Raw genomic sequence first — 19,131 nt, forward strand, 5'->3', positions numbered from 1 at the left:
AGAACTCTGACAAAGTGGTGTCCATCAATCGAAAGTGATGGACATCATTGTGCTGCGTACTGAGGTCACCCCCTACAACGGTCGAGACGAGCCGCTTACTTCGAGAATGCGATTGCTGACGCAGGTCCCGTCGATGCTGACCTACCTATACCGACAGTTGGTGCCCGATTGCACTTTAGCGCTGGCACCATTTGCGCCATCGCCTTCAAGTGCCCATTGTCGAAGGTCCTAAAGACCTTTGACGTGCTCATTGACAGCGATTTCGCGACCATTGTGGTCGAAAACGTCCGAGCCGCCAAGGAACGCAATGGGGCAAAAAAAGTAGTCAACGACCTTCGAGCACACATTGCGAAGCAGCTTCTGAGTGCAAAATACAAAGGAGTGGAAGTCCACGCACGGCGGGCCAAGCGGGACAAAACATCATCCGACATCAACCCAATCCAGCTTCGGGGGTTGTTTGAGTTTCTGCAAAGTGAACCTGTAAGCAATGGAGTGTTCGCTTGCGATGACAGATTTGTTACTGGGTACCCGAGCTTCGGCAGCGCCCCTGTGGTCGGAATATACGAACTGCTACGCGCTCTAAGAATCTCGCATGCGCTGTCAGATGAAGGCTACTTCGAGAAATTGCTTCAACTTCGAAGCGCCAACGTGATGTTCCTGCCGGTTGAAGCGGACGAAGTTCTTTTTCATCTCAAGCGCGCGCCTATCGTCGAAGAAGAGGTAGTCGAGACGCAAGCTTTGGCAGTCCTACGACGTTACCTTGCTCGCGTTGGGCTCCAAGAGCGGCGCCTGAAGGTTGGTGAATTCCCGGCAATCAAAAGCGACCGTCCAGACGAAATCAATGTTTTTATCTCGACGCGGCGCCTCACGGACGAATGTCTCACGAAGGTGTGGTCGTCAAAGTCGCACAGCGAGGAGCAAAGCGTCGCTTGGGCTACTTGGATTTGGTCGCAGCTGCGGATGGAGCGTCCGATGGGCGAACACCCCTCAATCAAAAGAGACCATGATTCTCTGGCGACTTTCACTGCAGTTACCTTCAGTGCCGCGTTGAGCATAATCGTAAATCTTGCTGTCGGACATTCAGACGCGCGAAGGGATGCTTACGCCAAATGGCTTGGCGACCGAGTAATAAAAAACAGATTCCACGCCGACCACCTGCTGGCAGAACATCTCGTAGCACAGTTCGCCATGCTTCTGGATGGCGTTGTTGCTCCTGAAGCGCCTCGACGCGACGAGCAATACTCCAATGATATCGTTGCCGCTTATTTGGTCGAAGCTCTCGACCTCGTTCCTGCAGACCTGCGTGAACGACTTTTTCAAGACTCCAAGTTGCGGCTGAGCTTGGTGAATAGGGTCATCCAGGTTATCGAAATAGGGGGAATCCAGCTACCCCGAGACCGTTTTATCCCCGCAATTTCACGCGCCATTCAACGTGGAACATCACGTGTCAATGCACGCGATTCAATTGCTACCGTCTCGTTCCGGCGTATTGCGCCCGCTGGGTCAATTGAAATCAAGCACAAGGGAAAATCCGCTCAAATCCACGACCGTGCCTTCTTGCTCTTTGAATGTGAAACAGAAGGTGAGTCGCGTCAGTTCTTAAACGACCAGGCCGAATGGTTCGACTGCAGCCAGACCGAACGAGAATCCTGCATAGAATCGATTGTTGCGCTCAAATCGGAAACTGAACGGTACGAGGCGGTTGACGAAGTCAGACGGCAAACCCTTCCCTTCCGATTTCAGGACATCGAGAATCAACTTGATTCGAAACATAGCGTGCCGCTTGAACAGTGCACCCCCGCCACGCCAGAGCAAGTTTTCAGACACCTGCGGCTCGACGCTGGGAGCAGTCCATTTTCTGAAAGATGGGACCGTGCAGCAGAGGCGTTGTTGACGGAGTATGACTTAAGTGAAACGTTCCTTCGTTTGGGCGGACTTCCCGTACCGCTGCCGCGGGTTTTTGTAGACCAATTTCTCGCAAGTCCACCAGAAGTCCAGCGAACGCTTTACGCGCGATTTGCAGAACTTGGAGCGCGCTCGCCCCTACACTTTCTTCATGCACTCTCGCTAGTGAAATCCGAGAAGCTGCCGTCGTACATTAGAGAGCTTGGCATGCGTATGACGGACGACGTGTTATCGCGGTGGAACGGGCTTGCCGACTCACTGGGCACGTTGATGATGTGGTCTGATTCTCACGCTCACGAGTTGGAGAATTGGCGAGATAATACGTTTGAAGAACAGTTGGTTACAAACTGGTACCACGCTTCGCGCCTGATGTGCACCCTCAACCGCAATCTAGGCATGGAAACTCAAATTCGCGAGCATTTTGCGAAAGCGCGCGGCGTCACGCCAGCGGACGCAGGATTCGGCGGACTAACACGCTCCATGGATTGTGCGGCCCCGAGCAATTTTGTAGGTGTAGTGCTGCTGTACAGCGGCATGACATACGCGCTTCGAGGTCCAGAAGGCAAGTCCTTGCTTTCCGCGGCGCAACAAGACCAAGTCACAGCCCTCACCAAGGTCAATAATCAAGTCAATCCATGGCTCTTTGCATCACGGGAACTGGCTCCGAATTGCCTTGATTCATTTCTGCGTGTCGATTCAGCTCTCGAACCAGGACCTATCTCCCTGCCCCTCACCCTTTCGAACGACTTCGAAATTGAGTTAATTCAAGCATTTGAGGTCGACCCAGATAATCCGATGTTGTGGGTTCACCTTCACACATTAGCTCGGATGGGCCTGAGTGCGGCCAATCATCAACGCTTCACCGAGATTGTGTCGAAGGCACGCATCACTTCACTTGTGGGTATTGGGACAGAGGTAATTATGGCCTGGCGCTGCATTGCGGGTTGCGTGAGGCTTTTTGGTGACGCCGATAATCAAAAGTCTTTCCGCGAGCAACTGCTACAACTTGCTGGGGCACTTAATGACCGTTACAAAACAAAGGAGACGCCCATCAACTTAGACAAGGAAGACGAACGAGCAATTAGGCTCAACGAATTGCTGGTGACATGCATGACTATCAGCCGTAGTGACGATGTCGCCCAAGCGTTTAGCGATGTAACGGACCTGTTTGTTGAGGTGGCGGTGGCTTGGAGGGCAGCCAGGACAACGATTTTCAAGACACTTGAAGCCGTCTATGAGCAGTCGCGAATTATCGACAGCGGAGCGGCATGGAACGCGTTGGTAAAGCTTCGGTCGATGATTTAGGCATCGGCCAGTCAAAAATTTCTGCCTATCTCAGGTGGGCACTCATCTGACGGCTGGTATTGCGCTCCTCCTTGGAGCGTTCGACTGCTTCTTCCACCTGCTGGTCGATAACCCCGGCTGCGTCCATCATGAAAGAGTCGTAGAAAGCAATTTCATCGTAGAGGCGGTCGTACGAGCCGAGGGCTTTGCGGCCGTCTTTCTCTTGTCGCATGCGTTGCGTACGTTTCCGCCACCCCGGGATAGGGATTGCATCGTATTTCGGCCGCCACTCCGCGGACATTTTCGAATGCTTTTCGCTCAGATGCTGGGACAGCGGCTCGCCGTGTTCGATATGCGGCGGAATGTTAGTGAAGAGGTCTTTCCACCACTGCGCCTCGGCCAAAACTCGCTCGACAGGCTTACCGAAGCCGCTGACCGTGTAGTTGGTGACCCTCTCGAGGTGCGCAATCCACTCATCAAGCGCGTCGGCGTAACTTTCTCCGGGCAGCCTTGACAGTTCGGGCCGGGCTGCATTCAACGATGCGGCAATTGGCGCCGTGTCGAACAAGTCGATATGGCGCTTCCCTTCGCTCCACGATGGCGGTGCATGTTTCGCGACTCTCTCCGGGACAATGATTTCTGCATCGTGGGCCCGCATCTTGGTGTCAAGCCGCAAAAACAGCTCACATGTGAGTTGGTGATAGAGCCACGAAACCGGAAGAAGCACGTTCTCTCGTGAAAGACCGAGGTGGTACGCTTCATTCCGGTATTTGTGACAAAGACCGATGAAGTTCGCTTCCACTTCCGACAGTTGGTCCTCAGCCTTCACAAACTTCAACTTTTCATCAAAGCGAGTGCCAAGCACGCGCGCCTTTGCCAAGCCGTTGTACCGCGGGTCTTTTTGATTGAGCGAAAACGCATTCGCGCTCTTGAAACGACTTTCGCACCAGCGATGCAGCATTAGCTCGACGACGTTGTCGACAAGAATCAGTGCGAGCCGGTTGCCCACATCGGTACCCCCGCGCAGCTCCTCGGCGGCACGGTCTAGTTGCTCGATATAGGTTGTCAGCGTTTTCATGACGCGGGCGGTTTCTCGAAGATGGCGATATGGTACTCGGACTGCACTCCCGAAAACTCCTTCTTTCGAGGAAGTCCAAGGCGCTTGATTCGACCGCCGATGCGGCGGCCGTCTCTCAATGCTCTACACGTCGGAAACGGAGGTGCTCATGCAAGACATCTTTTTTCCGCCCGACGACGCCGGCCCCCTATCACTGAATGCACACTCGGCTCTGTTTGTTGCCGGCTTTGTGTTGTGCGCGCGGGTATTGGTCTTTGCAGGTAGCTCGCGACCTGCGCATCGGCGGCAGGATAAAGTGAGGCTGCTATATGAAGTGCTTGTAAACGTCAAACCAGCCTCGTATACTTATGGCCATGACTTTCGCCCTCACCTTCGCTTTCATCGTCGGCCTCCTTTCTCTTGTGTTCCCGGAGACTTTCGGCAACGGCCACGAGCAAGCATAGAACCCCGCAGCAGCCCAAAAGCTGCGCACAAGGCCTCGCCTTCGGCGAGGCTTTTTGTCGTCCATCTTTCGCCAGTGCTAGCAGCGTGCACGCTAATGAAAGATAAATTTAAGCAGTCGAGGCTGATTGCTCGCAATAGGGTCATTGACAGCCACCCTGCTTAATTGCCCTCTCTAAACGCTGTATGAGGCAACAACCTAGCCTCATCGTGTGACGACACGTAACTCACCCTGTGGCCTCCGCTCTCGGTCACAGCCCGAAGGTGGAAAGTCGCCAAGACATTCTCGAGAGTGAAAAACATGCTGAATCTGGAACCCCTCACTGCTGCAATTGCTGCACTTTATCCTGCCGTCCAAGTCGCTCTGCTGCTTGCTGTCATCTTCATTGTGCGCAACGCAACTGAGCACACGCTCCGGCTGCATCGCGAGGGTTACCTGCGAGCAGTTCCCACCGTAGCAGTCTTGTTGGGCGGAGCCGTTGCGGGCTACTTTGTCGGCGGCGAAGTCATCGCACTTGCTACCGTGATTTCAACTGCAAACGTCCTCATCGTGTTTGCGGGCTTGCGCAAAGGTCTGAAAGCATATGCTCGAGCGAAGCAGCGCCTGGATGCAGCACGTAAGAGTCTGGCCAACCTGTAACCCCTGAATTCTTGATTTCAACGCCCTCATCGAGGGCGTTTTTCTTTGGCAGCGGCCCTAAAGATATTCTGACGACTGACGTTAACCGAAAAGCTGGACCCTTTCACATTGCATTGAAGAGTCATTGATGTCATCTGTACTGGAATTCAAGCGCAAATCCGCACCGCTGCATAGCAGCGTCGATGCCCTAGCTCGCGAAGAGTCCTCCCTCGATTTCATGCCTGAAGCCTGGAGCGTCGATGAGCACGGCTTTTACGTAGCCTCGGACGATGACTGGACGGCAATGGAGGCTCACTTTGCACGCTATGGCTTTCGAATCAATCGGAGCGCCCCACTCGACAGCTATCAAGAAGGCCTGAAGTATCTGAGCGGCTTGCTTTCAAACGTAGGCTACCTGCGCGAGTATCCCGACCACTATCGTCTCTTCACGAAAGATTGGACAGATGAAGAGCACGCTTACCTTCGAGCGGTATCTGACGGCGGCATCGAGAGCGTGTTCGAGTTGGTGTCAAAAACTCGTTTTCTTGCGGAAATCGGCAGGAAGATGCGACTGCCGGCGGGTTGCGCGCTGACAAACTAAGCTGTTTCCAAAGCCCACCGCAGTAGGCTTTTCTTTATTATGGTGGCTCCGTTCCTTTCGTAGAGGCCGATATGAATATTCCTGCAGGGGCGCAACCACAGGTTGACAAAGTCGCACGCTTTCACGCTCAGGGGTTTTTGGTGGCCAAGTGACCGCGTCGCAGAAACGATTGTGCGATAACTACGCGCATAATGCATTTCGAGACCACTATCATAAACATGGGAAGCTACCCTGCTGACAGCGGGACCGTGCACGCGTTTTGGTAACCGAAAACGGCTGTCGCCAAAGGGGCCCTATTGACGCGTCGCGTGACGCGGGCCGGACCAAACAGTCCCGCCTCTATCGGCTATTTTTCCCAGCCCGCTCTAGTGCCGCAATATGCGTTCGCAAGTCCCTGCCGATGGTCTGCAGACATAGTTCCTTCTAACTCGTCGAACCATGTCATCAGTTCGTCCCAGTTCGACAGGCTGAAGACCTTGATACCAAAGCGGCGCTCGAGGTCGACGCCGGGATGCGAGACCAACTCGTGCATCGGCCTGTCCAGAATGAACGCATCGACGTACGGGGCATACGTCGATATATGTGAAATATCGTAAAACACGCCCGACAGCTTCCCGAGCGCCCTTTCCTTGTTCTGGTATGCACCGGCCTTCACCAGGGCCTTGAGTGTCGCGTACATATGTGCCTGAAGCCACTGGTGTGGCGCCTCTTTGAAGTGGTCTGAGCCAAGAAAATGGGCGCACTGCCGCAGTTGCTCGTCCGGCGGCATGTCCTCGGGAAGCATGCTGAGCATGCTTTGCACGACCATTGACATTACAGGTGAGTCGAGCAGTGCGTCCATGTCGCCTTGCCCAATGCGCACCATGTACTCGAGGTACGATTTCATGTATCCGTGTCCTGCGGCGTTGTATTCGGCAGCGACATCCTGCTCAAAGCTGTTGGTCGACTTCCGCCAGTCCGGAAACAGGTCCACCAGGCCCTCTACGGACAATGCCTTGAGATAAGCAATCAGCTTCGGGTCGCCGAGGTAGCGACCGACCTCGATTCGAAAATATCCATCCCAGCGGTCGATGTACTCGGTCTTTAGCGCATCTCGTGCCTCAAGCACATGGTCTGCGGGTTCGCCGGCTTGCCATTTGCCGAACGCGCGCAGGATTTGCATGCGGTCGACTTCCGAGGCCTGTGCGAATTCGGCGCCGCGACTTGCGGACTTGATAAATGGGTACAACTCCGCGAAACGCGGCCATAGGTGCGTCTCGTCTTCGTGAATCGATGAAAACGGCGCAACTAGGAGCTGGTCAGCGGCCAGTTGCTTGATGCGCTCGGCCGCCTGAACGAAACGGTCGTCTCCACCGCGGAAAGCGCCTGAAAAGAAGAATTGGTCGAGGTAGATGACCTTCTTGCTAATCGGCGGCAGATAAACACGTTCCGAGTACTTGCAGTGCTTGCATCCGCGCAACACATGGGTGCCGTAAACGTCCACATTGCCGAAGCACTGTGCTTTTTTGCAGCCGGGGCAGTCGCCCAAGACATAAGTTACCCACATGACCCGGACCTTGTCGAGATTATCTACAGATGATACTTCGACAAAAGGCTAACACGGCGGCACTATGGTTCGAGTAGCTGCCGGCTTTTAGACCTGAGGGTGATTTTTTCGAGGGTGCTACACGCGTTATCGACACAGTCCGCGAAGCAAGCGATAACCGATATAGCTCGCCGCGCTACACGTCCCACACTCTCACGAAAGCACCTGCAATGAACACGAATCGCCCGATTCTCGTCCACAAGTCCGAATTCACTTGTCTCGCCACGCGGGAGTTGCGCGAAGTGCTGGACCTCGACCCCGAATTTGCCTTCGCGTGGACGCCAGAAGACGTACGCGACCTCGGCTTCGAGCGAAATGCCACTGCCGATTTGCTTGCCGAGATGTTCTCCACGGCCGCGGATGAAGCCGACAGTGCAAGGCTGTATACGTTCTCGGGCTTCGTGCGCCCGATGACCGATGCCGAGTGGTTCACTCGTATGGCTCGAATTGCGGATGGCGCTCGCCGCTACCGGAAGGTGATTGACGACAATGAGGAAGGCTACGTCGACGAGGAAGCCGCTCGCGCAGCACGCGCTGAGAAAATCGCGAAGATGGTAACGGCTGCCCAGACAAAAATTGACGCCATCCGTGCGAAACAGGCTGCGGCCGAGGTCGTAGAAGTAGGCGAAGCACCGACCGTGCGTCAGCCCGTAGCGGCAGCGCAGTGGGAAGAATTCTCAGAGGAAGACTTTGACCTCGACACCGATGAACTGGTGGATGAAGGCGACGAACACCTGAGCGCACAAGTTGAAGGCGTAGAGCGCGACCTGTACCTGCCGTCTATCCGCCCCGGCTTCATGCATCTGCCCAATATGATTGTCGGCAGCGGTATCGTGAAAATTGGTACGAAGAACAAGGCACGTCAGCGTTGGAATGAGCAGCAACCGAAAGTCATCGGCAGAGTGTCTGGCTACAAAGCAGGCGAGGTCGTCATTTCCTACTCAGGCGAAGAGCTGCACCCTGGCGACATCGAGACTTGGTCCAAGCTGTTGATTGCAGCTGTGCACCACCCCCTCGGTACCGACGTGCATATCGCCAAGCGCGAGCTTCTCACGAGCCTGCAAGGCCGCGGCACAGGCGGCACCGCGTATGACAAGCTGCGCGAGGAAGTAACCCGCTTACAGGCCGCGATGCTGCACATCCGCGCCGCTGACGCTGACTTCATTGCTCAGATGGCTGAATTGTTCCCGGATGACCCGTCGGTCAAGAAGGCCAAGAAGACTGGTTTTGTCGAAATCCGCGTTCAGTTGCTGGGCGCTAGCACGACCAACGGCTCGACTTGGACTATCGAAGTGCCCCGGAAGATTCGAACGCTCTTCGGCAAAAAGCTGAGCAGCTGGTTTGACGAGGGGATGTACTACTCGCTCAAAAGCGACACCGCGCGGCGTCTGTATCTGCTGTACGGCTCGCACGTCAACTGCTGGCCCTTGAAACTGGCGGAGCTGCGCGAGTACATCGGCTCGAGCATGGCGCAGGACAGCAAGTTCCGGGACTTGCTCGACTTCGCTCATGACGAGCTGAAGGCCAAGGGCGCTATCAAAGGCTGGCGTTTCGAGCAGTCGCACCGTCGACTCGACACGCTGTGCTATGTCATCGACCGGAAGGTCAAGCCACGCCGCAAGGTCGACAGCAAGACCGTGCATCGCGCTGTCGCCGCTGTATAAAAAGCCTCGTTCGGTCCTCTTGAACCTGTAGCCCGTCTCGCGCGGGCATTTTCCCGCACGCGTCGTTTGGTCCTTTCGGGCGAAATACATCGCGTCCGTTGGTCCGCCAACAGCGCCACAGTTGCGCTGAACTCGCGCCGAACTCCGCGTCATTTGGTCCCGCCCAAATCGCTGTGAGCCTTACCCAGCAAGGCTTTGCCGAACCCCATATCTAGTACCTAGTAGCTTATAGCTGCGCGGGGCATCCCCCGCGCTCAAGCAGCGCTACGCGCTGCCATCTCTCCCCTTTCACCAAAGACGTTCTTCTCCAGTTCATCAAATAAGCCCTTTGCGTAGCACCTGGAGAGTTCAGACCGCTCCGCGGTCCCTGCAGCAGGGGAGCGCATAGCGCTCCTGGAAGAGGGTGTTCATCAAAAGCACTTGCCTAGGGGAAGGGTAGGCAGGGAGCGCGATGCGCTCCCGGGCCGGGGCGGGAGCCCCGGCTGTTGTCAGCAGCGCAGCCTCGTCGGGCTGCGTCAGCTGCCTCGTGCCCCGGGTCAGTTTTCGCTGCCCCCCCGGAAGCGCGGCGTTTGGTCTTTTCACGCGGAGAAACGCACACAAATCCGGGAACGCTCAAGTCGCTTCCGACGACCTACAACGCAACCAGTGGCAGCTTCTCGATTACCGATACGCTACCCGCCGGGCGACTGGTGATTCAAGTCAGCTAGCAGGTCGTATCGCCGACTGGAGGCTCTGCGTTCTACTCGTTCGCGTGGGTGCGACCGGCATCGACCACCTGACGCGGCATTCGATGGCTGGACATAGGACACCCTACGGAGCGCATATGCCCAGCCGTCAAATCTCGGACTGTCATCCAGCTCTTCAACCGCTCGCCACACAGTTCCTTGCTCAATGCAAGGCCGCCGGCCTCGACGTCATTCTGACCTGCACGTACCGCTCGGGCGCTGAGCAGAACGCGCTCTGCGCTCAAGGACGCGCTGCCTCGGAACACATCGTGACCAACGCAAAAGCAGGTCAGAGCCGCCACAACACGACGCTCAACGGCAAGCCAGCGTCGACCGCATTTGACTTCGTGCCGCTCGACGCTGCGGGGCAATGCATCTGGAATGCCAGCAACGCGGATTTCAAAAAGGCCGTCGCAATCGGCAAATCACTTGGGCTCGAATGGGCCGGAGACTGGCGCTCGTTCGTCGAGTACGTCCATTTTTCACTGCCCACGCTGCCTGCCAGCGTGAGTGCCAGCTAAAGAAAAGCCCCGGTCTCCCGGGGCCTCTTCTTATGCTCGCTTGACCAGTTGCCTGTCGTAGGCCACGAGTCCCGGCATTCGTGTGACGAGGTCCTCGATAGCTTCCACGGTGCCGTCGGGTCGCCAGACGACGACATGCTTCCGGATATATGCAGTGTCGTAGTCGTTCATGACTGAGGGTTTTCGCAGAAAAGCAAGAAGGGTCCGAGCCAAGCGCTCCTCGTGCCCAACTGTCGGACAGACGACGAATGCTTCGACGACAGTGTAGGTCCGCACGATGCCGTCTCGCCCTCTCCGGCGCTCGGTCATTTGAGTACCATACCGCCCAAGAATATAAGCCAGCTCCGCTACCATGTGCTCCTGCTTGCCGAGATTCTTATGACCGCATTCAGCTTCTACCCACACCGACCAGTAGTCGGAATCGGGCACGCCGGCAGGAACTGGCACGTGCAATAGCGCATCTGGAATCTTGCCGCTGGCGCTCGCAAAATGTGCGTCCTTGGAATTTATGGTCGCTTTTCGCCTCTGGATTTCATGCTCGGTATCGACAAAGCCACCCCGATGCCGTTGCTGTGTGAGCCACCAAATCGCAATGTCGTTCGCGAGGCATCGATGCTGATACTGACGCTCAATGTAGCGGAGCGGCTCGCGGCTGATTAGAGCGGTTTCGCCGTAAACGCGCTCGACCCTACGAGCGCCAGCGGCAGACAGTGCATAGACGGTGGCACCATCCGCTCCCTTCTTCCACAACACCTCCCCGGCGTCGCGAAGGCGGCTGAGCGTACGCTGCGCGACACGCGGCGAGGCTGCATCAGGCCAGACGAGCGCGGCTAGCTGTCGCGTCGCCAACCAGCTGAACTGGTACACAGCGATAAGAACGGCTTCTTCATTCTCGACAGCAAGTAGCCGTCCGTCGAGGGGTTTCTTTTGATTTGTGTCGAGGGACATTCGCGGTCTCCGCAAGCTCTATGGAATAACGCGTATAGCGCTCTCCTACAAACAGCCCGCGTCGTTTGGTCCTCTTCACTAATCGCCGCTTTCCTGCACCCCGGTACGTCTCCCTCGGCGCGCGTCGTTTGGTCCTTTTCTGTACGGGCCCTTGCCTTCTCGACCTTGCTCAGCTTCGGTTTCATAGGCTTCTGCCCGCGCTTCGCGACGTCAGGCTAAACCGGAGTTCTTCGCACGACGAAGGATATAGCACGACCTCTCTACACGAGGCCTAAACCGCATCCGCCGAGGCAGTTGAAACGTCGGCGCTATACGAGTTATCAGCGGCCCAAGCATCCGCTGCTGCGCCCAATTGCCCGCATGACGTTACACCGACCGAGACACACCATGACGCCCTTGAATGTCACCGAATCCGCACAGCTCAACACGCAAGTGCGACTTCCTGTTGTTACAAAAGAAGGACACAAGACTTCTGTGTCTATCCCGCGCTCACTGCTTGTCACTCTTGTGACGCAGTTCGGCTCCCGCAAAGTCTTTCGCAAGCACTTGAACGCTGCTGTCAAAGCTGTTGAGCCTGTGCCGGGTTACTCACGCTCACAGCGCGTTCGCATGCACCTCGAGCGACAACTCGCTTCAGGTCTCCGCGCCTAACAAAACCCACAACAGGACTCTCTCACAATGAACACGAAACCGACCTACATCGACCTGCTAACAGTCAAAGTCGGCAAACGCGCCGGTGTGTACCTCGAAGGGCAAGTCAAGGGCGACAAGGTGTACATGCCGCTCACGCCAGACGGCGCTCGCCAGATTGCGGCCGACCTCGAACGCGCAGCACAAGCACTGGACGCCGAGAAACAAGTTACACACTAACGCGCTCACGCGCTTTGAACATGGCCCGCTCTTCGAGCGGGTTTTTGTTTGCAGCGAGCAGGGCTCGCTGTGGATTGCGGCGGGTGGATATGCGCAGGCGGAGTGCGCGGCGACGCCGCAAACCGCCGCTCGCCATTCGGATAGCCCACGAGTCCCCGAAAACTCGTTTTACGTACCCCGTCGCGACGTATCCCGCCGGGATGCGGGCACAAGTCAAGAGCCTTTGACGCGCAGGCTTCCGTTCAAAACCGACCCAACACCTTGCGAAAGTCTCTGACGCGCAGGCTTTCGTCGAGCACCCCCGCTTGAGCCCCGGCACTCCCTCAGGTGTTCACCATTCTTGCAATCAAAAGGTTGGCAAAACTCTCGCCTGCGCACGCGGGACTTACTTCTCCTTGCTCACAAACTTATTGATATCAAGACCTGGGGCTGAGCCTTGCCTGCGCACGGAGGACTCTGTTGCTTCGCGCCTAAAGCGCTTCGCTGTGAACAGATGCGGCGCACGTCTAGTGCGCAGTCAAGAGTCTTGCGAGAGCGTGGAGACGCAGGCTAAGTGGCTGCTCATTGCATGCAAGTTTGTTGTCTTGAAACGCGCTGGCATGCCTCGGTCAAAAGCTGCCAGATGAACGCGGCCGGTGGGCCGCCCATGATAACAGATGGAAACCCGGCACTCCCGCGCTAGCCGCGCGCTCGCGCCCCAAGCTGTGAAACAGCTCGAACCTGCCCTAGACGATGGGATGCAATGAAATGCGTGGAGCGTGTGCAGGTCGAGAGCAAAGTCTATGTGGACCCTGAACGACGAGCGCGCAGAATTTGATTTAGAGCCATCCCTCTAAAGAGCACTGAAAAGGCTCGATTCCGCTCAAACCGCCGGGGGCAGTTTTTTCGAGGTGCTTATACGTTGTACACCCGAAGCGAACAACGAACGTCGTGAGGGTGACAACCAAAACACTCTCACGGAGGCCTCGATGCCTGCTCTCAAGAAATTCACTGTTGTCGACCCCAAAGAACGCCTGAACCTGCCGCTCCGCTTGTCGACGCTCACTGCTGTTGAACAGTACCGCGTCTTCTACAGCCAAAACTATGAGACGCCGGTGGACCGCAATGAACTGATTGAAGAAGTGCTTCGCACCTTTTTCGACGCAGATGCTGACTTCGCGAAGTTTCAAAAACGGATGACGCCGGCGGACAAAGCCGCGGTCGACAAAGCGCTCGGAAGTGACGCGGGCAACTTCACGTCGCGTCGCTTGCCCGGCGGCATCAGCGACACGCTCATCGAAGAGCACGTGTAAGCCGAGTCCTTCACATACCGAACAGCCCCGCCGCCCGGCGGGGTTTGTCTTTTACTCTTCAACTGACTTCGTCGACAGCCTTCGACTCTCGGATTTTGAGCAACTCCGTGTTACGGGCCACACGCTGCTTGCGATACGCGACAGCTTCCGCCTTGCGCTTCTCTTTTTCCCGCTCGTGACGGGAAAGCGGTCGGTCGGCCGACGGTCTGTCCACAGGCTGCGTAGCGTGCTTAAGGATGACAGCAGCGGTCCGATTCATGTCCTCGCGGAGCTGCTCGTCGGTCGTGCTGATGTACCCCGAGGTTACTGCGAAATCTTCAACAGCTGCCGCAGTGTTATGTGCAAGAAGTCGAGCAACACGCAAAACGCTGCCGCATGCTGCTTCAGCTGCCGTACCAAACGTTCGCCGATAATCGTGCGGCGAAGTCTGAATGCCTGTGTGTGCAGCCATCGTCAACAGACTCCCCTTGACGCTACGCAGCGGCTCACCTTCGCGCTTCGTGCTCGGGATGACCCATGGCGAATCGTCCGCACGTGCAGCCCAACGAGGGCGGAAAACGTGTTCCATCAGGTAGTCCGGAATCGGCACAACCAAGTCTGTTTTGGCTTTATTTCCCGGTTCGTCGTCAGGCAGAAACAAAGTTGCATGCACAAGGTCCACGTTGTCCCAGCGCAGGCGCTGCACCACGCTATCGCGCAGGCCCATAAACAACTCGACCAACATGAAGTCGCGCACCGCCGTGTGCGCTCGTGTGTGCATCCACTGCCAAACCTCCGGGAGGTCGCTCGGCAGGATAGCGGTCATCTTTGGCTTCGGACGCTTTGAGATGCCGAGTTTGTTCAGCGCAACGACCGGATTACGTGTCAACACCCCGTTGTCCACAAGTCTCGCATAGACAAACTTGATGATGACGCAGACTCGATTTGCCATCACCGGGCCATAGCCCTCCCGGATGCGTATGTGTATTTGCTCCCAAAACTCAGAGTCGAGTTCATCTACGCGCAAGTCAGCAACTGAGATGTCTCTCGGACCGTGTGTTAAAGACGCCAGCCTCTTCATCTTGTTTTTGTAATCAAGCTTCGTCATCGGCGAGTGCCTGGTCGCTCGCGCCTTCATATAGTCGTCGAAAGCTTCCTGCACGGTCGGCTTGCGCTTTGTACCAGGTCCATCGCGCTTCGCTTCTGCACGCTTTTCGCGTACTTGGTCCCACGCTTCGTCGAACGCCAGTTCGCCGACGAGCCCCAGATTGTCCTTGTCTTTCTCAGAACCCTCGGGAAGTCGGACGATGTACGTTCGCTTCACTGCGCCCGTGCGAAAATGCGCTTTTGCGACACGGACTCCGAACCCCTTCTGTGTTTCATGCCAATACTCGACGGTCGGCTTCTCAGTCGGTACGGGCAATCGAGTGATATCGGACTCAGTCCGAAACGTGGGTTTAACTGTCTTTGACATTCGCAGACCTTTGCCGGAAAATTTCCAGAGATTTTCCAGCAATGATACTGGAAACTGGAAATTTTCCAGCAAATTTGCCAGATAAACTCACTCCCTAGCGCAGCGCCAAATCAAGGGAACACGGTGCAAGTAATTGATTTAAAAAGACAATGAGCCTTAACATGGACGTTACAGAGGAGTTGTCTAAGCACACTCCCATGATGCAGCAGTATCTGCGCATCAAGGCGCAGCATCCCGGCACGCTGGTGTTCTACCGCATGGGCGACTTCTACGAGCTGTTCTTCGAGGACGCCGAGAAGGCCGCGCGCCTGCTCGATCTCACGCTCACCCAGCGCGGCGCGTCCGGCGGCAACCCCATTCGCATGGCGGGCGTGCCGCATCACGCGTGCGAGCAGTATCTCGCCAAGCTCGTGAAGCTCGGCGAGTCGGTGGCGATCTGCGAACAGATCGGCGATCCGGCTACCTCGAAAGGGCCCGTCGAACGCAAGGTCATGCGCGTGGTCACGCCGGGCACGCTGACCGACGCCGCCCTGCTCTCCGACAAAAGCGACGTCTACCTGCTCGCGCTCTGCCCCATCCATAACCGGCGCGGCGTGGTCACGAGCGTCGGGCTCGCGTGGCTCAATCTGGCGAGCGGCGCGCTGCGCCTCGCGGAAGTCGCCCCCGCTCAAGTGGGCGCGGCGCTGGAACGCATCCGCCCCGCGGAAACGCTGGTCGCGGATTCGATCACGGACCTGCAAAGCTCGCTCGGCGTGACGAATCTCGGCGCGAATCACGTCGCCATCACCCGGGTGCCAGCCTGGCATTTCGATGTCGGCTCGGGCACGCAACGCCTGCGCGAGCAACTGGATGTCGCGAGCCTCGACGGCTTCGGCGCGCAGACCCTCACCTGCGCGTGCGGGGCGGCGGGCGCGTTGCTGCTCTATGCGGCCGCGACCCAGGGCCAGCAGTTGCGCCACGTGCGCAGCCTGAAGGTGGAATACGAGTCGGAATACATCGGGCTGGATCCGGCCACGCGGCGCAATCTCGAACTGACCGAGACGCTGCGCGGCACCGAATCGCCCACCCTGTTCTCCCTGCTCGACACCTGCTGCACGACCATGGGCAGCCGTCTGCTGCGCCACTGGCTGCATCATCCGCCGCGCGATGCCGCCATCGCGCAGGCACGCCAGCAGGCCATCGGCGCACTCCTCGAAGCGCCCGCCGCCAGCAGCCTGGACACGTTGCGCACGGCGCTGCGCCGGGTGTCGGACATCGAACGTATTACCGGGCGCCTCGCGCTGCTCTCGGCACGACCGCGAGACCTGTCGAGCCTGCGCGACACCTTCGCCGCGCTGCCGGAACTGCGCGCGCAGGTGGCGGGCGTATCGGCGCATGCGAGCGCGCTGGAACGCGTCTCCGCCGCGCTCGAACCGCCGCACGAATGTCTCGACCTGCTGACCAGCGCCATCGCGCCCGAACCGGCCGCGCTGATCCGCGACGGCGGCGTCATCGCGCGCGGCTACGACCCCGATCTCGACGAACTGCGCGACATCTCGGAGAACTGCGACCAGTTCCTGATTGATCTGGAAGCACGCGAGCGCGAGCGCACCGGCATTGCCAATCTGCGGGTCGAATACAACAAGGTGCATGGCTTCTATATCGAAGTGACGCGCGGCCAGACGGACAAGGTGCCGGACGACTATCGCCGCCGCCAGACGTTGAAGAACGCCGAGCGCTATATCACGCCCGAGCTGAAGACCTTCGAGGACAAGGCGCTGTCCGCGCAGGAACGCGCGCTCGCCCGCGAACGCGCGTTATACGATGCGTTGCTGCAGAACCTCCTGCCCTTCATCGCGGACTGCCAGCGCGTGGCCGGCGCGCTCGCCGAGCTGGACCTGCTGTGTGCGTTTGCCGAACGCGCCCGTGCGCTCGACTGGGTCGCGCCGCAGTTTTCAGCGGAAGCGGGCATCGATATCGAACAGGGACGGCACCCGGTGGTCGAGGCGCAGGTCGAGCAGTTCATTGCCAATGATTGCTGCCTGAGCCAGGATCGCAAGCTCCTGCTGATCACCGGGCCGAACATGGGCGGCAAGTCCACGTTCATGCGCCAGACCGCGCTGATCGCGCTGATGGCCTATGTAGGCAGCTACGTGCCCGCGAAACGCGCGCGCTTCGGCGCGCTGGACCGCATCTTCACGCGCATCGGCGCCGCCGACGACCTCGCCGGCGGCCGCTCCACCTTCATGGTCGAGATGACCGAAGCCGCCGCGATCCTCAACGATGCCAGCGCATCGAGTCTCGTGCTGATGGACGAGATCGGCCGCGGCACCTCGACCTTCGACGGTCTCGCGCTGGCGTGGGCCATCGCGCGGCATCTGCTCACGCACAACGCCTGCTACACGCTGTTCGCCACGCACTACTTCGAACTCACGCAACTGCCGAGCGAATTCGCGCAGGCGGCGAACGTCCATCTCTCGGCGGTCGAGCACGACCACGGCATCGTGTTCCTGCATGCCGTCAGCGAAGGACCGGCCAACCAGAGTTACGGCCTGCAGGTGGCGCAACTCGCGGGCGTACCGTCGGCGGTGATCCGCGCGGCGCGCAAGCATCTGGTGCTGCTCGAACAGCAGTCCATCAACCAGCCCACCCCACAGTTCGATCTCTTCGCGAGCCAGCCCTATGCGCCGTATGAAGACGAAGCAGACGCGCCGCCGGAACCCGTCGAAGCCCCCGAGCATCCGGTGATCGCGAAGCTGCGCGGATTCGATCCGAACGACCTGCGTCCGCGCGACGCGCTCGATCTGCTCTACGAACTGCACGAGCTGGCGAATGCGCCGCCGGATGACGCGCGTTGAGCGTGCCGGATTCTCGCGCCTCTCTCACGCGCCTCGTCTGACCGGCGCGGCCGTGCTGCTGGCCGCGCTCATGTGGAGCGTCGGCGGGCATGCGCAGGCCAGTGGGCCGCTCGGTTTCGCGGTGCTCGCCGACGCCCTCTCGCGCCCCGCCGACGAAGCCCCGGTGCGCCGCATGCTCGATGTCATCGGGCGCGACAGCAACATCGCGTTCATCGTCTACGACGGCAACTTCAAGGGCAGCGCCGAAGCGTGCCGCGACAGCATCTACCAGTCGCGCCATGATCTGCTGGATGCGTCGCACACGCCGGTGATCGTCCTGCTGGGCCAGCACGACTGGGCCGATTGCGGTCAGGCTCACGCGGGCGGCTATGACCCCGTCGAACGGCTGGACTTCGTGCGCCAGCTGTTCTTCGCCGATGCCAACGCGCTCGGCCAGACACCGCTCACGCTGTCGCGCCAAAGCGATGTCGCGCGCTTTCGCACCTTCCGGGAGATCGTGCGCTGGCAGTCGCAGGGCGTCGCGTTCATCGGCCTGAATGTGCCGAGTCCGAACAATCACTATCTGACCGCGGGCGGACGCAACGGCGAGTTCGAAGACCGCGCCGTCGCCACCAGCTTCTGGCTCGAACACGCGGCGGAGACCGCCCGGCGCACGGACATGCGTGCGCTCGTCATCCTGCTGCAGGGCGATCCGGATTTCTCGCGCTATGAACGGCGTGAACGTTTTGCATGGCTGCGCTTTTCGCGTGCGAACCAGCCGCGCGACGGCTTCCTCGAACTCAAGCGCAGTCTCGTCAAGGCCGCCGAAACGTTTCGCGGGCCGGTCATCGTGATCCACACTAAGGATGCGTCCGAGCCTACCGGCTTTCATATCGACCAGCCGCTGCGCAACGACAAAGGGCTGATCGTCACGAATCTGACGCGCGTGGCCATTGCGTTCGCCAGGCCGCAATCGCAATGGCTCGACGTGCAGACCGATGCGCAATGGCATCCGCCGTTCCGTCTGCGCATGCGTACCGTGAACGGTGCGGCCAACGCGGAGACCGGTGCGCCATCGGGCCCGTCGGATCTGGCGTATCCAGCGCCGCCATCGCAACTACAACCACAACCGACGCTGCCCGCGCTGCCGCGCGACGACTTGCCCGAAGCCCTGCCCGCGCCGCCGACCATGCCCTTGCCCGCTTCCGATCTTCCACCCATCCTGACGTCGCCGCAGTCGCTGCCGCCCATCTATCCGATGCCGGCTTCGAACGTCCAGAACGGCACGGCGCCGACCTCGCCAACGCCGAACAAATAAAAAAAGCGCAG

Annotated in this window: 13 protein-coding genes; 9 read left to right on the forward strand and 4 right to left on the reverse strand. The window is 58.5% G+C overall.

The annotated features are described in order from the left end of the window. Positions 1–243: 243 nt before the first annotated feature. A complete protein-coding gene (locus QCE62_RS09640; RefSeq protein ID WP_309917037.1) occupies positions 244–3,210 on the forward strand; it encodes a hypothetical protein in 2,967 nt (988 codons plus the stop codon). 25 nt (positions 3,211–3,235) lie between these two features. On the opposite strand, the gene QCE62_RS09645 is transcribed toward QCE62_RS09640, so the two are convergent. Further along, positions 3,236–4,267: a hypothetical protein gene (locus tag QCE62_RS09645; RefSeq protein WP_309917042.1), complete on the reverse strand. Its 1,032-nt coding sequence runs from the start codon at positions 4,265–4,267 to the stop codon at positions 3,236–3,238. 742 nt (positions 4,268–5,009) lie between these two features. On the opposite strand from QCE62_RS09645, the gene QCE62_RS09650 reads away from it, so the two are divergent. After that, entirely contained in the window at positions 5,010–5,348 is a 339-nt protein-coding gene (locus QCE62_RS09650) for a hypothetical protein (RefSeq protein WP_309917043.1), read from the forward strand. Positions 5,349–5,475: 127 nt separating this feature from the next. Further along, positions 5,476–5,928 carry a hypothetical protein gene (locus QCE62_RS09655; RefSeq protein ID WP_309917046.1) on the forward strand — a complete coding sequence of 151 codons (453 nt, stop codon included), beginning with the start codon at positions 5,476–5,478 and terminating at the stop codon, positions 5,926–5,928. Positions 5,929–6,274: 346 nt separating this feature from the next. Here the strand turns inward: QCE62_RS09655 and QCE62_RS09660 are convergent, their stop codons facing one another. Further along, a complete protein-coding gene (locus QCE62_RS09660) occupies positions 6,275–7,474 on the reverse strand; it encodes a hypothetical protein (RefSeq protein WP_309917049.1) in 1,200 nt (399 codons plus the stop codon). Positions 7,475–7,683: 209 nt separating this feature from the next. Here QCE62_RS09660 and trfA point away from each other — a divergent pair, with 209 nt between their 5' ends. Both trfA and QCE62_RS09670 read left to right on the forward strand, forming a co-directional pair. Continuing rightward, a complete protein-coding gene (trfA, locus tag QCE62_RS09665) occupies positions 7,684–9,177 on the forward strand; it encodes a plasmid replication initiator TrfA (protein ID WP_309917052.1) in 1,494 nt (497 codons plus the stop codon). 823 nt (positions 9,178–10,000) lie between these two features. Further along, the gene (locus QCE62_RS09670) at positions 10,001–10,423 is read left to right on the forward strand and encodes a M15 family metallopeptidase (RefSeq protein WP_309917055.1); all 423 of its coding nucleotides are present in this window, start codon (positions 10,001–10,003) and stop codon (positions 10,421–10,423) included. A gap of 30 nt (positions 10,424–10,453) precedes the next feature. Here QCE62_RS09670 and QCE62_RS09675 read toward each other — a convergent pair whose 3' ends face one another. Next, complete coding sequence (locus QCE62_RS09675; protein ID WP_309917057.1) at positions 10,454–11,371, reverse strand: replication-relaxation family protein; 918 nt, start codon at positions 11,369–11,371, stop codon at positions 10,454–10,456. Between the two features lie 678 nt (positions 11,372–12,049). Here QCE62_RS09675 and QCE62_RS09680 point away from each other — a divergent pair. Both QCE62_RS09680 and QCE62_RS09685 read left to right on the forward strand, forming a co-directional pair. After that, entirely contained in the window at positions 12,050–12,241 is a 192-nt protein-coding gene (locus QCE62_RS09680; RefSeq protein ID WP_309917060.1) for a hypothetical protein, read from the forward strand. Between the two features lie 968 nt (positions 12,242–13,209). Next, a complete protein-coding gene (locus QCE62_RS09685; RefSeq protein ID WP_309917063.1) occupies positions 13,210–13,533 on the forward strand; it encodes a hypothetical protein in 324 nt (107 codons plus the stop codon). Positions 13,534–13,591: 58 nt separating this feature from the next. Here the strand turns inward: QCE62_RS09685 and QCE62_RS09690 are convergent, their stop codons facing one another. Next, positions 13,592–15,028 (reverse strand): tyrosine-type recombinase/integrase, encoded by a 1,437-nt coding sequence (locus tag QCE62_RS09690; protein WP_309917066.1) that lies wholly within the window; start codon positions 15,026–15,028, stop codon positions 13,592–13,594. Positions 15,029–15,135: 107 nt separating this feature from the next. Here QCE62_RS09690 and mutS point away from each other — a divergent pair, with 107 nt between their 5' ends. Both mutS and QCE62_RS09700 read left to right on the forward strand, forming a co-directional pair. After that, entirely contained in the window at positions 15,136–17,823 is a 2,688-nt protein-coding gene (gene mutS / locus QCE62_RS09695) for a DNA mismatch repair protein MutS (RefSeq protein WP_309917068.1), read from the forward strand. After that, entirely contained in the window at positions 17,810–19,120 is a 1,311-nt protein-coding gene (locus QCE62_RS09700) for a hypothetical protein (protein ID WP_309917071.1), read from the forward strand. Before mutS ends, QCE62_RS09700 begins: the two co-directional genes overlap by 14 nt. Positions 19,121–19,131 lie beyond the last annotated feature (11 nt).

This window comes from Caballeronia sp. LZ033 (assembly GCF_031451265.1).
GTDB lineage: Bacteria > Pseudomonadota > Gammaproteobacteria > Burkholderiales > Burkholderiaceae > Caballeronia.

Bases quoted from the DNA above. Each gene is read 5' to 3' on its own strand.
- mutS (WP_309917068.1), top strand. From the start codon at position 15,136: ATGAGCCTTAACATGGACGTTACAGAGGAGTTGTCTAAGCACACTCCC.
- QCE62_RS09685 (WP_309917063.1), top strand. From the start codon at position 13,210: ATGCCTGCTCTCAAGAAATTCACTGTTGTCGACCCCAAAGAACGCCTG.
- QCE62_RS09655 (WP_309917046.1), top strand. From the start codon at position 5,476: ATGTCATCTGTACTGGAATTCAAGCGCAAATCCGCACCGCTGCATAGC.
- QCE62_RS09660 (WP_309917049.1), bottom strand. From the start codon at position 7,474: ATGTGGGTAACTTATGTCTTGGGCGACTGCCCCGGCTGCAAAAAAGCA.
- QCE62_RS09680 (WP_309917060.1), top strand. From the start codon at position 12,050: ATGAACACGAAACCGACCTACATCGACCTGCTAACAGTCAAAGTCGGC.
- QCE62_RS09700 (WP_309917071.1), top strand. From the start codon at position 17,810: ATGACGCGCGTTGAGCGTGCCGGATTCTCGCGCCTCTCTCACGCGCCT.
- QCE62_RS09645 (WP_309917042.1), bottom strand. From the start codon at position 4,267: ATGAAAACGCTGACAACCTATATCGAGCAACTAGACCGTGCCGCCGAG.
- QCE62_RS09675 (WP_309917057.1), bottom strand. From the start codon at position 11,371: ATGTCCCTCGACACAAATCAAAAGAAACCCCTCGACGGACGGCTACTT.
- trfA (WP_309917052.1), top strand. From the start codon at position 7,684: ATGAACACGAATCGCCCGATTCTCGTCCACAAGTCCGAATTCACTTGT.
- QCE62_RS09650 (WP_309917043.1), top strand. From the start codon at position 5,010: ATGCTGAATCTGGAACCCCTCACTGCTGCAATTGCTGCACTTTATCCT.
- QCE62_RS09670 (WP_309917055.1), top strand. From the start codon at position 10,001: ATGCCCAGCCGTCAAATCTCGGACTGTCATCCAGCTCTTCAACCGCTC.